The organism is Nostoc sp. DSM 114159 (assembly GCF_053470285.1).
Genome location: NZ_JBPFEH010000001.1, coordinates 3,147,959 through 3,162,174 on the forward strand (window position 1 = coordinate 3,147,959; position 14,216 = coordinate 3,162,174).

At 40.7% G+C, this 14,216-nt stretch carries 14 protein-coding genes and 1 tRNA gene; 10 read left to right on the forward strand and 5 right to left on the reverse strand.

The window, feature by feature from the left end:
- Positions 1-394: 394 nt before the first annotated feature.
- On the forward strand, positions 395-1,114 hold the full coding sequence (locus tag ACR5KR_RS12910) for a hypothetical protein (RefSeq protein WP_448266792.1): 720 nt from the start codon (positions 395-397) through the stop codon (positions 1,112-1,114).
- A 156-nt stretch (positions 1,115-1,270) separates the two neighbouring features.
- Here the strand turns inward: ACR5KR_RS12910 and ACR5KR_RS12915 are convergent, their stop codons facing one another.
- Positions 1,271-2,197 (reverse strand): alpha/beta fold hydrolase, encoded by a 927-nt coding sequence (locus ACR5KR_RS12915; RefSeq protein WP_448266793.1) that lies wholly within the window; start codon positions 2,195-2,197, stop codon positions 1,271-1,273.
- Positions 2,198-2,357: 160 nt separating this feature from the next.
- Here ACR5KR_RS12915 and ACR5KR_RS12920 point away from each other — a divergent pair, with 160 nt between their 5' ends.
- The 7 genes from ACR5KR_RS12920 to namA all read left to right on the forward strand — a co-directional run bounded on the left by ACR5KR_RS12920 (position 2,358) and on the right by namA (position 8,190).
- Positions 2,358-3,239 carry a shikimate dehydrogenase gene (locus tag ACR5KR_RS12920; RefSeq protein WP_445626183.1) on the forward strand — a complete coding sequence of 294 codons (882 nt, stop codon included), beginning with the start codon at positions 2,358-2,360 and terminating at the stop codon, positions 3,237-3,239.
- A 402-nt stretch (positions 3,240-3,641) separates the two neighbouring features.
- Positions 3,642-3,890: a helix-turn-helix domain-containing protein gene (locus ACR5KR_RS12925; RefSeq protein WP_448266794.1), complete on the forward strand. Its 249-nt coding sequence runs from the start codon at positions 3,642-3,644 to the stop codon at positions 3,888-3,890.
- Positions 3,891-4,160: 270 nt separating this feature from the next.
- On the forward strand, positions 4,161-5,342 hold the full coding sequence (locus tag ACR5KR_RS12930; RefSeq protein ID WP_445626181.1) for a hypothetical protein: 1,182 nt from the start codon (positions 4,161-4,163) through the stop codon (positions 5,340-5,342).
- Between the two features lie 576 nt (positions 5,343-5,918).
- A complete protein-coding gene (locus ACR5KR_RS12935; protein WP_448266795.1) occupies positions 5,919-6,164 on the forward strand; it encodes a hypothetical protein in 246 nt (81 codons plus the stop codon).
- Between the two features lie 140 nt (positions 6,165-6,304).
- Complete coding sequence (locus tag ACR5KR_RS12940; RefSeq protein WP_448266796.1) at positions 6,305-6,451, forward strand: hypothetical protein; 147 nt, start codon at positions 6,305-6,307, stop codon at positions 6,449-6,451.
- A 127-nt stretch (positions 6,452-6,578) separates the two neighbouring features.
- The gene (locus ACR5KR_RS12945) at positions 6,579-6,785 is read left to right on the forward strand and encodes a hypothetical protein (protein ID WP_445626178.1); all 207 of its coding nucleotides are present in this window, start codon (positions 6,579-6,581) and stop codon (positions 6,783-6,785) included.
- A 337-nt stretch (positions 6,786-7,122) separates the two neighbouring features.
- Complete coding sequence (namA, locus tag ACR5KR_RS12950) at positions 7,123-8,190, forward strand: NADPH dehydrogenase NamA (protein ID WP_448266797.1); 1,068 nt, start codon at positions 7,123-7,125, stop codon at positions 8,188-8,190.
- A gap of 290 nt (positions 8,191-8,480) precedes the next feature.
- Here the strand turns inward: namA and ACR5KR_RS12955 are convergent, their stop codons facing one another.
- Complete coding sequence (locus ACR5KR_RS12955) at positions 8,481-9,908, reverse strand: DUF2252 domain-containing protein (protein ID WP_448266798.1); 1,428 nt, start codon at positions 9,906-9,908, stop codon at positions 8,481-8,483.
- 231 nt (positions 9,909-10,139) lie between these two features.
- Between ACR5KR_RS12955 and ACR5KR_RS12960 the strand changes: the two genes are divergently transcribed.
- Positions 10,140-10,820 (forward strand): RibD family protein, encoded by a 681-nt coding sequence (locus ACR5KR_RS12960; RefSeq protein ID WP_448266799.1) that lies wholly within the window; start codon positions 10,140-10,142, stop codon positions 10,818-10,820.
- A 117-nt stretch (positions 10,821-10,937) separates the two neighbouring features.
- On the opposite strand, the gene ACR5KR_RS12965 is transcribed toward ACR5KR_RS12960, so the two are convergent.
- The 3 genes from ACR5KR_RS12965 to ACR5KR_RS12975 all read right to left on the reverse strand — a co-directional run bounded on the left by ACR5KR_RS12965 (position 10,938) and on the right by ACR5KR_RS12975 (position 12,236).
- On the reverse strand, positions 10,938-11,288 hold the full coding sequence (locus ACR5KR_RS12965) for a histidine triad nucleotide-binding protein (RefSeq protein ID WP_445626174.1): 351 nt from the start codon (positions 11,286-11,288) through the stop codon (positions 10,938-10,940).
- Between the two features lie 458 nt (positions 11,289-11,746).
- Positions 11,747-11,820 (reverse strand) — tRNA-Pro (locus tag ACR5KR_RS12970).
- Positions 11,821-11,870: 50 nt separating this feature from the next.
- Complete coding sequence (locus ACR5KR_RS12975; protein WP_448266800.1) at positions 11,871-12,236, reverse strand: DUF1818 family protein; 366 nt, start codon at positions 12,234-12,236, stop codon at positions 11,871-11,873.
- A gap of 692 nt (positions 12,237-12,928) precedes the next feature.
- Between ACR5KR_RS12975 and ACR5KR_RS12980 the strand changes: the two genes are divergently transcribed.
- Entirely contained in the window at positions 12,929-14,170 is a 1,242-nt protein-coding gene (locus ACR5KR_RS12980) for a phosphotransferase family protein (protein ID WP_448266801.1), read from the forward strand.
- Positions 14,171-14,216 lie beyond the last annotated feature (46 nt).

Below are 14,216 nucleotides of genomic sequence, written 5' to 3' on the forward strand. Positions count from 1 at the left end.
GCCAAATCCTAAAGCGGAAAAACGCAAGAATGCTGAGTTTGTTAGTTTTTTAGTCCACCCTAGTTATTAACCTTCAGTTAGTTAATTAGTTTAAAATTTGAAATCTGTAAACTCGATAAAACCTGGTCAACCTCGACCAGGTTTTTGGCGTTTTATTGTAATATGATTTTCTCAGTACGCCAGGGATTATCGGTGGGGCTTTGTTGGGTTGAGCGACAGATAAACCCAACAAAATCTCGATAATGTTGGGTTGAGGAACGAAACCCAACCTACATCAGTATAATTTAGTATAATTTTTAGTCTTAGCTAAACTGTATTGAAGCGTATTGGACTCTAGCTAATTTTCCAGCAGGGAATAAAATAAGACAGCAACATATCCTGCGAGGAAAATTTGATGAAAAATTATCGCTTTTTAAATAAGATTACTACAGCTATGATTGTAGCTGCCCTTTCTTTTTCTTGTAAATCTTCTGTTAGTAAAAATGCAGAACAGGCAAAAGCAACTGAGAAACCGAAGCCACAACAAAATCTTATTTATGGCGATTTAATTATTAAGGAACAATCAGATTATCTGATGATTCCTGTTAGTCTTGTAGAGCAGAATGAAGATAAAGGAATTGATTTAAACCTTTCACGTTCTTATGAAAAGGAAAGAAATAATCAATTTTATAACATCATCTTTTATCAAAAGCAAGGTGGTGAAGCTCATCTTTTATTAAATAAAAAAGCCATTATCGCTTCCTTCGATTTCTTGGAAGTAAAAGCAGCAAACAAGCCCACTACAAGAGTTTGGTTATATAAAATCATTGACCAAGATACAAATATAGATAAAAAACTTAATAGCGAAGATGCTACTATTGGCTATCTTTCTGATGTATCAGGTAAGAACCTCCAGCAAATTACCCCAAATAATACTCGAATCATCAGTTGGGTTGTTGTTCCAGGTCAAAATGCAATTTTTTTAAAAATTCTTAAAGACTCGGATAATGATAAAAAGTTTACAAAAGAAGACAAAACAAATTTTGTGAGGGTTAACCTCGATAAAATTGGTATGGGAACTGAGATTATTAGTGACCAAATAGAGCAAGAAATTAAATCTTACGTTTTTAAATAAGTTTTTCGTAGTAAGCAGCTGAAGCCGCTTACTACAAATCTTTAATCCAATACGCTTGGGTTAAGGGTTATTGGTGTAAATAATTGGTTTTTCAAGACGCGATAAATCGCGTCTCTACATGAGGGTTTAGTTGCTCATTCTGAACTGTATTAACCTTTACAAAACCCAATCGCGTAAAAGTTGGTTTACTTTATCGGGTACTTCATCGTGGGGACAATGACCTGCTGTTAAAAAATGCTCTGTCAATTCCGGGTAATATTGACGAAACTTTTGAGAACGTTCTCTAGCATTCATCCACGGATCGGCTTCTCCCCACAACATCAACAGAGAACAAGTTAATTGCTTTAGTAGTACATCAACTTTTTCTCCTTGAGGACTGCTAAAAACTGAAACAAATACATCCAATGCACCCGGATCAAAAGCAGGACGAGAAATTTCTTCTACCAATTGATCTGTAACTGCACTTTTATCAAGATATACCTTTTCTAAGGTTTGGCGAATTACCCAACGTTGTCGCACGTATTGAAATAACACAAACTGAGCTAAAGGTTGTTGAAAAATCCATTTAACTGAATCACCCAGAAGTTTCTCTAAAGAAGAGGGTTTTTTGGGTGGCTGAATTTCGCTTTGCAAAGCTTCCGGTTCCGATGTCGGCTGGCTTTCGCTAAAAGGCCCGGCACTATTGAGCAACACTAAGGAAGCCGCACTGTCAGGACGTTGGGCCGCAACACATAAGCAAGCATAACCACCAAGAGAATTACCTGCTAATACTGCTTTTTGACCAATCACTTCGCTGATAAAATCATGGAGTTGGTCGCGCCACAAGTCGCCACTATACTGCAATTTTGGTTTTGCCGATCGCCCGAATCCCAAAAGGTCGATCGCAAATACTTCAAAATCTTGACACAATCCTGTGATATTCTTGCGCCAGTGGTCTGTAGAAGCACCAAATCCATGTACCAAAAGCAAGGGCGGACGTTGCGTTTGTTTCTCTCCCGCACGCACATAGTAAACGTTGTGCCCGCGCCACTGCCAATATTTGCCAGGGATTGGAGTTGTAGAGGAGGCTGTAGTTACCTGCATGATTTAAAGAAATGTTAAGGAGCTTTTAATAATTGTAGGCTAGGTGAGGGGATTGGGGCAGGGGGCAGGGGGCAGGGGGCAGGGGGCAGGAGGCAGGGGGCAGGGAGCAGGGGGCAGGGGGCAGAGGAGAATAGCTAATGACTAATGACTAATGTGACTAATGACAAAAAAAATTACAGGCAAAACTAAGCTACTAGGGGTAATTGGGAATCCGGTGGAGCATTCGCTGTCGCCGGTGATGCATAATGCAGCGATCGCACAATTAGGATTAGATTACATTTATCTGCCTTTTGGGATTGAACCACAGAATTTAGAGGTGGCGATCGCAGGTTTTGCTGCTGTTGGGGTTGTCGGCTTTAGTGTGACAATACCTCACAAACAGGCAATCATTCCTTTACTCTCAGAAATTACACCCCTGGCTCAAACTATTGGAGCCGTGAATACTGTTAGCCGCCAAAATAACCAATGGGTAGGCACAAATACAGATATAGAAGGATTTATCGCCCCTTTGCAGACAACATATAAACAAGATTGGAGTCAGAAAGTAGCGGTAATTTTAGGCAATGGTGGTGCAGCTAGAGCAGTTGTTGCAGGTTGTACTCAGTTAGGTTTTGCCCAAATTCATGTTGTTGGGCGCAATATGCAGAAATTAGAAGAATTCCGCAATAGTTGGAGCAATTCGCCCCTTGCTGAGAAATTCCAGGTTCATCAATGGGAGGAATTACCAAAACTAATTCCCCAAGCAAATCTGCTGGTAAATACAACTCCGATTGGGATGTATCCCAAAGTCGATGAATCGCCTTTAAGTGTAGAAGAAATCGCGAATTTACCAACGGGTGCGATCGCTTACGATTTAATATATATTCCTAAACCAACACAATTTCTCCAGCAGGCACAAAAACAAGGCGCAATTGCGATCGATGGATTAGAAATGCTAGTTCAACAAGGGGTAGCAGCATTAAAAATCTGGTTGCAGCAGGAAACTTTGCCTGTAGAAGTGATGCGTCAAGCATTACAAAATCACCTGGATTTGGGGAAATGAAACTTCTATAAGACTCCTACTTGATTTTTTAACAAAATTACAATTCAACTTTATTTCTTCTTCCCTATTTCCTGTCTCTATGAGTAATTTAGGATTGAAAAAGGCAGGACGCAGAAGGAGTAATTCACTTATCGGTTCAACCCCTTTTGAATTGAAGCCACTGAACGTCATATATTAATTTTAACTGCTTCTTGACAACAGGATGCTTATTTCGTTGCGTAATTGATTCTTTGAAAGTTTCATTTAGGAAATACGTATCTACGGACGTGTAATTACTTGGTTAGCAAATCAAGAAAGTATAAAAACTCTAGTATATTTTCGCCTATCAATTCAGCATTAGCCCCAATAGGATGTAGCGGAATACATATCACTCGCCAGATTAACAGGTGCGTTCTTAGCTAAATGACTATTAAGAAACCTTTGCTAATCAAGCAACCGGAAGTTGGAAAGCTCATCCGTGAACTTTGTGGCATAACTGGTCTTACCCAAGAACAGTTTGCAGCATCTTTAGGTATAACTTCTTCGACGGGAAACCGTTGGGAGAAAGGATATACCAAGCCTGAATCTCTAGCTATGCAAAAGATTCAGGGGATGTTAAAGGAGATGGGTGAGCTGGGGCAGAAAGTGTTGGTAAAGTATTTGTCGAATTAGAAAGCAGCCAGAGAGGCTTAATTGAAGTTACTTTCCCCCAATTAACAGGTTATCGCTACGACATAACCACAAACAATTCAATTCTAATTTTAGCGATGTTTGCAGATATGCATATTTTGCGGATTACTCAACCTTTGAGTTTGAGTTTACCGTAGCCAATATTTTCTTCAATTTTCAGACGAGTTTAGCTTCAAAACGCGCAAAAACTCCCAAATTTTTTTCTTAATTGAAAACCAATATTTTTCAGTCAACCTTATCTAGGACTGTACAATGTTTGATTACTCTACCCCCGCTTTAGCTACATATCTTAATATCTCTTCGCCAAGAGCAGCTTGCACTAATGGCAGTAAAGTTGCGGTCATCAATACTGAAGGTGTATGGGAAGTAGAAAGTAATGGTACGAAAAAATTAATCCCAAACTCTAATTACGATGCTCGTGACATTGTAGCAATTGACGGCAAAACTTATGTCTTAGCTGTTCCAACAGGACTAGTAAAAATCAAAACTGACGGAACTAGGCAAAAAATAGTTAGCAATAAAGCTAATTCAAAGACACGGGTAAAATTTTTGCAAAATTGGATTATTTACCAGTCTGCAAATACTCTATCAATTTATGATAAAAACCTCAACTTTAAAGCCAAACAGAGCTATGGCGTAACTGAGGTAATGGATTTTGAGTATAAAAATGGCTATCTCTACACTAGTGGCTACCAGCAACAAAAGAGGTTAGGTATTCCCGTCCAGGTAGCTTTTCTTTACCGGATGGTTTTCGACGGAGCAAAAATATTTGCTTTGGCAAATATAGCAGGAAATAACCAAGGTAAGCTTTGGGGCTACAATTCTGCCGATCTTGCTCGCGACATGGCAGACACAAGACTTAACCGATTACATATTGTTGAAGACAAGCTTTATGTCCTCGGTTCAGTTTATGGGGGTAACTCAATCTACAGGTGGAATGGCAAAGACTTATTAACAAAGACTTTGATTACCACAGACAGCTATACCAATGCTGCACAAACCCGTGATGAGACAAAGGTTTATATAGGAACTATTAATCTGACTAATTTTACTGTCGAGCGTGGACAGCTAAGTATTCCAAGAAAACCTACAACTGCGGGGATGGGAGACGGCAGTAGCAATTTCCCTAAAACTATTTACTCAGATGGGAGTAAAATTTTTGTGGGTTCTTCTGCTGCTTATGCGATCGCCAATAGAGATAATCAAACCTTCATGGGTAAACCCATCTCGCCTTACCGTGGAGATGCATCTCTTTTAGTTGTCTCCAAAAACCTAATGACTCGCCACGCTTGGGTAACACCGGGAAATGGTGAAGTATTGCTATTTACTGATAAGTTTGCAGTAATCAAAACAGATAATAAAATTAATGACTTGCCTACAAATGTAGGAACTGCCCAAACCTTACCAACAAATACTTATTTCGTTAAGTTTTAATTAAGCAACAAGATTGTCTACAATCTCATTACTCAATTCTTTTTTGCAGAAAACTGTCAGCCAATATAGTTCAGATAAACCCAAAACCTAGATATAGAGACGCGATAAATAAATCGCGTCTGGAAAGACCAATTATCTACACCAATAACCCTGAAATTAAGCGTATTTAACTATAAGCAAGATTAATTATTAGTTTTGTTCGCGTAGAGTTTAAGCCAACAAGTTACAAAAAAGGCAGCAGTTAGGATGCGTGCATCGCTACGCTCAACAACCGGATAGGAGGTTAGGAGTATTAATTAAAACTTTCGATGCAGGATATATTATTTTAACCATTGAGGACAAGTATAGTTCTTGTCCTTTATTTTTTTGAGAAAGTTTTCGCCACAGGCTGGATTTTATTCAAGAGTAATATCAATAAATTTTAATAGCCTCTTGTTTTTTAGCACAATCTATGTAAATCTCATAAATAAATAATACGGTAAATTGATGTGTTTATCGTATTTTACCAAAAAATTAGGTGGGTTAGCCAATAAAGTCAAAATTTAGTGCCAAGTAAACTTTTTAGGAAATGTAATCGTGAGTACATATCAATCTGAGTCAGTCAATAGTTCGACTTCGCAACTGAATTTAAAAACTGATGTTCTAGTCATAAGCCGCGATCCATCAGCAACTTGGGCAACTTGGAATGCTGCTCAAGGGGTAAGAGTGATACTCGTAGATAAAGGCTACTGCGGTATCAGTGGAGCAACAGCACCTTCTGGTACTGGTTGCCTCGTAGATGACGAAGGGCGTCCTAGTCGTCGCGCTATAAGAAGCTCATGATTATATGCGCTTGATACGTAATTTCCCCAGCTTGGGAGAGAAATTTAGGGTGAGGACATTTGATTTATGCAAGAAGTCTATTCTGTAAGCTGCTAGTCAGGCAACTTTGCTGATTTCTAACCCTGGATTTGCATTTAATTTTGAGTAGACAAATTGGTAGCGATCGCGCTCATCCTTTTGCCTTTTTTCAACGGATTATTGCCCTCACAGAACGCAATATCATCGACAATATCCGTAATAAAAAGTTACTTAAATATGCACAAGTTAGAGATTTTCTTAACAAGTAGTATTCAGGGCGAATAGTACCTGTATTTTAAAGATAGCGAAAGAATGAAGAATGACAATTTTGTTACTTCGTCTTTCCTAAATTAGGAGTTACTAAACTGAAAATTGAACATTCGTGGAGGTCAAATCATGTTCTCTGGGAAAATCGAAAAAGAATTCTTTAGTGAAGAAATTTGGTCAATTTGGCAAACAACTAAATTACCAGACCATCTACAGTTATTAGTGGATCGAGAATTAGGAAAACGCGATATCTGGGAATTGCAGTCTCAAAAGCCTGACAATCGGCCTATTTATCCAAATCTCTATGATGACTCTAGTCATTCAACAAATATTTAACAAAAGAGGTAGTTCTTGCGTAAGGCAAGATAGCGTAACAGCAGCGAGTTTGCGTACTCTGTAAGAGTTGCAAGCTAGCAAAAGCGTCGGCTGGAGGAATACTGCCCGACGCAAGAACTACTGCGATACCTACGGCAGTAAATTAGGCTTTGAGAGTAAGGGTTTAAATCTCCCAGCAAATTCAAAATTTGGTAGGAAACTATCAAGTGGTGGGTCTAAATTCCTCACTGATTGCATTCTAAATTTTGACTTCTCTATTTAATTAATGCAAAATCGAATTCATGCTGTAAATCCCTCCCTAATTTATTTTACTTAGCAAGAGAAGGAATCAATATTAATGGCACATCTATTTGAACCATTCAAAATTCGTGAAGTTACCTTTCGCAACCGCATCGCCGTTTCACCGATGTGTCAATATTCCAGTACAAATGGATATGCTAATGATTGGCACGTTATTCATCTAGCTTCTCGCGCAGTTGGCGGTGCAGGTATAGTGTTCACAGAGGCGGCAGCTGTAGAGCCGCGTGGACGCATTAGCCCGCAAGATTTGGGAATTTGGTCGGATTCACACATCGAAACTTTAGCCAAGACTGTGGCTTTAATTCATAACTTTGGTGCTGTTGCAGGTATTCAACTTGCTCATGCAGGTAGAAAGGCCAGCACTGCCAAACCGAGTAAGGGAGGGAAAGCACTAGATGAATCTCAGGAAGGTTGGCGTCCCTTAGTTTCGAGTAGTGCGATCGCTTTTAGCAAAGATAACCCAGTTCCAGAAGCCCTCAGTCTTGAGGGAATTCAAGAAATTATTGACGCCTTTGCTCAAGCTGCCAAACGTTCTCTACAAGCTGGTTTCAAGGTAGTGGAAATCCATGCTGCCCACGGTTATCTACTGCACCAATTTCTTTCACCTCTTTCCAACCACCGTCAAGATGATTATGGTGGCAGCTTTGAAAACCGGACTCGTCTGCTCAGAGAAGTAGTTCAAGCAGTCCGAGAGGTTTGGCCTCAAACACATCCACTTTGGGTGCGCATCTCCGCCACCGATTGGGTAGACAATGGCTGGGACATTGAGCAAAGTATTGCTTTAAGCGACAAACTCAAGTCTTTAGGAGTGGATCTGATCGACAATTCATCAGGCGGTATTATACCGGGCGTTCATATCCCAATTAAACCTGGTTATCAGACTCAGTTTGCCGAACGCATCCGCCGCGAAGCTAATATTCATACAGGAGCCGTGGGTTTAATTACATCCCCTGAACAAGCTGACGAGATTATTCGTACAGAAGTCGCTGATATAGTGCTGTTAGGACGCGAACTACTCCGCAATCCTTACTGGCCACATCTGGCAGCCAAACAACTGGGACACGATAAACTCTGGCCTGTTCAATACGATCGCGCTTGGCTGTAAGCTTACCTCGTTCCCATGCTCTGTAGATTGGTGACAACTTAAAGCAATGTCTACGACAATATACACCTACGCCAAAATGCCAAGCAAGGTGTGGACATAAGTCTAAAGTGCTTTGGTGTCTGGATTTGGGTTGATATTTAACAAAGCCCAAATCCCGAATAAAAAAAAGCATAAGTACGAAAAAAACCGAAACCTAGACTATGTACGATGTACATATCAGGTGAATTCATTGGAGCAATTATTTGATGTTGATGTAGATTAAAACAATCTCTGAATACTGAATCAATGTTCTAGTAGAGTTTTACCCCTTGTTTATAAGCATCTACAAAGCTCCTGTAGTCATATTCGACTTGAGTTGCATAGTCCACTGCAAAGTTAACAATTTCGTCTTTGAATACAGCTTTATTACCACTTACAATATCAGTCACTTCTTTGTCAACGCTGACAGGAATAATCGCAGCATCGTAGTCTCGATCGGAGATTGCATGGTTTTTGGCAACCACCTTCCCTGCGTACCCCATCGCATCCATGAATTTTGACTTGCTAGTTAACAACTTATAGTCAAAGTCCACTTGGTAGGGTGATTTTTCACGCACCATAAAGGGGATGCTACTGACAGTAGTATAGCCAACCAAGGGATCGAGATTGGATAACATCGCTTTCGTAGTGATTGTCACCCTTGCCCCTTCTTGGTTTCCGTAGACTGAACTCGGCAGCAAACCTGGAACTGCGATCGCAACTGCGCTACTGCCTTCCTGTTTCATTTCTAAAATGCGATCGTCGTCGGTTGCTGAACTTGGCCCCTCAATTAGCAAGTAATATCGGTACTTCCCAAGACTACCAACACCTGAACCTAATTTAAGCCGAATATCCTTGAGGGTATAGTAACTGTCGTTGTAGCGCTTACTGATAGGAATTGAGGCGATATAGCTGCTCATAGCCCCAGCAATATCAGAATAGGTGCTGCTGGATATACACTGGAGTTCTGAGGCTGTCTTGAAGAGGCGATTGTTACTGTTATTTAGCACTGTGTACTTTTTTAAAAGCTTAGAACGGCTCTTATCTGATGCCTTTTGAATTAAATCTTTGACCACACCGTTCGTATTGCTAGATTCTAAACGGTATGACAGTTCATCATTGCTTCCCTTAAAGTCGTTCATTTTATTGAGGTAAGCATCCAAGAAATTTCGGACAACATCCTCAGCATCAGTTGAATTAAAACCATTCTCTTTAGCTACCAACAGAATGGAGACTGCCATCCGTCGCAAGTCCCAAACATAAGGGCCAAGATAGCCTTCATCAAAGTCGGTGGTGTCAAAAACGTTGTTGTCTTTGCTATCTCTTATCGCTCCAAGATTTTGCAGATGCATATCTCCTTCTAACCAGATGGCTGAGGTTGAAGAGTTGACAAATCGTGAACTTGGTAAGGTCTGCATATCACGATAAAAAATGTGAGCCGTCCCCCGATAAAAAGTGAAAAAGCTATCTTGATCTGCCATCTTTTGCATTTTCGTTGCTAGTTCTTGAGGCAATTGAGAAGCAAAGGGATGATTATATTGGTAAATTTCATTCACCACCCAAGTCGAACGGGGAGTTGCAGCTTGAACTGGAGATGCAAACCCCAAAATTATAATTAAGACAAATACGACGATTGCAGATATGTGGTTAAGCATGATAGTTTCTGAGGCGTAAAAAAACTCTTGTGTAGAGAGAATCATTCAACAACAGTTTTTTACCACCTTGAGCCATACTTAACAAAGTGATTTAAAGCACAATGCAATAACTATTCACCGAAGAAGCGGAAGGCCAGGGGGCAGGGCTTGCTCCCCCTGCTCCCCGGTCACTGAGCGTAGCCGAAGTGCTGCCCCCTGCTCCCCTGCCTCTTTTGACTCTCAAGTGTGGAGGGGATTCAAAAAGGTAAAATTATAAAGAATCGTTACAACATAATCATGTCAACCATCCAAACAACTGTGGTTCTGGCGATGACGGCCGATGGAAAAATTAGTGCCGTAGATCCGAAAGCGCCTCGCGAACCCAATGTAGTCGATCAAGCACACTTGGAGTATCAAGTCTCCCTTGCCGATTTAGTGCTGGTAGGAGCAGGGACAATTCGGGCTGAGGGGGGAACCTTTGCAATTAGCGATCGCGAACTGTTGGCAGCACGTGAGGTTCGCGGCCAGTCTCCTCAGCCGATAACTTGCGTTGTTTCACCTTCCCTTAACTTATCGCCGGACTTGCCTTTTTTGAGTCAGGACATTGAGCGATGGATATTTACCACACGGACTGCTATAGAGCGCAGTTCTGATACAACAACTTTGCAAAAACTGGCTGAATTAATTGATTTGGGAGATACAGACCTGAACTGGGATCGGGGCTACAGCTTGATGGCAGAGCGGGGTATTCGCAAAGTCGTTGCTTTGGGAGGTGGCTCTTTAACAGCTGCTCTAGTTCAGGCAGGACGAATTGACGATTGGTGGCTGACCATTTGGCCGCTCATTTTTGGGGGAAAGCACGCCCCTAGCCCAGTGGAGGGAGAGGGTTTTCTTCCCGATGCTGCTCCTCATCTAGAACTCATAGAAACTCGTCAGGTTGGAAGCAATCTGTTTTTACACTACCGCACAGTCAAGTGAAAACGCGCTGCCAGAATTCAGCACTACGATCCTTGATACTAGAAAGCAGGGGAAGAGAAGTGCTTTTGCCCACAATTTGACTGAGTTTGTACCTTTTACCCTACCCCCTGCCTCTAATCAACCAGGAGGCCAATTTAACTGCCGTCCTCCCAAAATATGCAAATGTAAGTGATCGACTGTTTGACCGCCGTCATCACCAGCATTGATCACAACTCGATAACCATTTTTTAATCCAGCTTCTTCTGCAACACGTTTAGCAGTTAACAAAAGATGCCCTAACACAGCATGATCCTCAGATTCAGCCTCAGCTAGTGTCGCAATGGGTTTTTTGGGAATCACGAGGATATGAACAGGCGCTTGGGGATGGATGTCTTTGAATGCTAGGGCTAAATTATCCTCATAAACAATATCAGCGGGAATTTCCCGACGAATGATTTTGCTGAAAATCGTTTCTGTAGTTTCACTCATGCCAATCTACCTACTAATCTGCTAGAGATTTTATATTAAGTCCGCCTAATTACTTATCATTGACAAAATTTGATTGTGCGGGTGATACCATTTTGGATTTTAGATTTTAGACTTCGGCTCCTTTCGACTTCGCTCAAGGCAAGTCGCTCAGTCGAACGATTTTGGATTGTGAAACATCCATTGGATAAGGGACTTCCAAGAAATAAATTATCCACTCTTGTGGGGTGGGCGACACGAGCGCCCGTTGACAGGGGCGGACAAGATGTCCACCCCACAAGAAAAGTTGTATATTTTTTTATTTGTCAGTCCCTAAGTGTTTCAGTTTTCTATCTGTCGCAATCATTTTTCACGCTTGGTATAACATCCCTATTTACTGTTCGGTTAGGTTTTTTCAGGAAAAAGCTATGAAAAAACCTGCTAATCTTTTAAAAAGACTAGCAGGCATGGCTTATCATCAATCGGAGCGGCGGGATTCGAACCCACGACCTCCACTACCCCAAAGTGGCGCGCTACCAAGCTGCGCTACGCCCCGGTCAGAATTCCTATTATATAGCAAAACTGTAGGTTAATCAAGAGGTAATTTTAAAAAACCTTAAGCATCCCACTAGCTTGCAGTAAATCTGGAACAGCAGAAGCATTCCATTTACCTTCTACACATCGCCCTGTATTTAGGATGAAGCGCAGACTATAATCATGAGGATAGCCTTGCACTTCCATCCATAATAAATCGCTTTCGGCTTCACAAGTAATTTTTTCCTCTTCCATCAATTCAGTTGCGAGTTGCTTCATGGTGTCTGCTAGCTGTGCTAGTAGACGACAAAAATCATTTAACTCAGCTTCGGTTAACTCAATTGCCCAATCATCTGTACCAACTAAACCTTTAAACTCAGGTGTATCGGGGTTCCAGCCAATACGCCAACCCAATCCGGTTTTAACAACGCGTTCCATTCAAAGAGGTTAAAGTTTTAAAAGTTATCCGCCAACTAGTAATCACAAATCATACTTGAAAAATGCCATGTTTCAAGCTTGACAAAAGTACACTTACATAAGATACGCTCATGTAGGTTTTGTTTGCGATCGCCTATAGTCATATACAATTTGTAGGTGACGAAAATAACGTAATCACAAGTTTTCCAGACATCAATTCGGAAAATTAAATCAAAAAATAATTACTAATTGCTAAAAAACTCCGGTTTTTTTGGCTTTGTGATGATAAATAAAAGTAATACTGTTGAATCACGTGCTTCGTACCGCAAAGGATTACTAAAATTCTTCGCTGCTTTCAAGATGACTACTAAACATCAAACAATATCTGCTACCAATCAGCTTTTTGCTGGGGATGCTTCTTTGCCACAAAAAAAGGCTCTACCACAAAACTTACTTTAGATGTATCTAAGTAACTATGCTGATAAAGTGTAAAGATTTCACAGTATCTTGCAGCCAATTTTAAAGGAATCGCAAAGGACTTGGTGCCAATTTGGCAAGTTTTTCTCCCAAATATGAGATATTAGTAGATTGTAGAAATCTTTATTCTTATTCACATCTCTCTTCTTGCATTAGTTCCTATCTACTAAAACTCTTAAGACCAAGCAAATTTGACACGATAAGTTTAAGTAATTTAATGAAGTAGGAAATAATACATGGTATTATCACTGTCTTCTCATAACGTTATCCAGTATCTGCAAGACGCGGGTCTGTGTAGCTCAGAAGATGGCCCATCAGACAAATCTGAGTTGCCAGGAAGTAGTCAGAAAAATTTCAATTTACTAGTGACTTTAGCAGATAATCGCCAACTGCTGATTAAACAAGAACGTAACGTTAACAACAATGACGGCGCGCCTCATGAATTGTTTCAGGAGTGGCTGTTTCACCAGTTGTTACAACAGTTTCCAGTTCTAGGTAACACTTCAGCAATTGCGCCATTGGTAGTGCATTTTGACGAAGAAAATTCGATTCTTGTCCGTAGCTACTTGAATGAATATCTAGAGCTTGCGACATTCTACCACAACAATGAGATTTTTCCACAAGAAATTGCCTCTGCCATCGGCACAACTTTGGCGGGACTGCATCGCGCCACCTACAACCGCCGAGAATATCGGGATTTTATGGCAACTGCTCCCCAAGGAGAGTTTCGCTACGGGTTTTACAATCCAGCGCAAGGGGTAGGGTCAATTGGGCCGGAGATTTTTGCGACTGTTCCCACAGATGCACTGAAATTCTATGTTCTCTATCAACAATACGAGAGTTTGTCATCTGCGATCGCAGATTTGGCATATAGCTGGAATCCTTGCTGCTTAACTCATAACGACCTGAAATTGAACAACATTTTGGTTCATTCCAGATGGGAGCAATTAGACAATTGTCTTATACGACTAATTGACTGGGAAGCTGGTTCTTGGGGAGACCCAGCCTTTGATTTAGGAACTTTACTGGCAAGCTATTTAGGAATTTGGCTTAAGAGTCTGGTAGTAGACCCCACCATTGAGTTAGAAGAATCTCTACATTTGGCGTTAACACCGTTAGAGATTTTACAACCTTCAATTATTGCCTTAATTAGGGCTTATATAAATGCTTTCCCGATGATTTTGGAATACCGCAGTGACTTTATTTCGCGGGTTATCCAGTTTGCGGGGCTGGCACTAATTCATCAAATTCAGGAGATGATTACCTGCCGTAAACATTTTAATAATGTTGAACTGTGTATGCTGCAAGTAGCTAAAAGTTTACTTGTAATGCCAGAGCAAGCTGTATTGACCATCTTTGGGATGTCAGAGTCAGAAATCCTAAATCCTGTAGCAAAGATTCATAAATTTTCTCAGCCTGTAAAGGAGCAACAGTTACTTCGGATTTATTACGAAAAAACTCGGCTGCGTGGTTGTTAGTAATAGGTTGCAGAACAATTCAAAAAGAACACATAATTCTGAATTA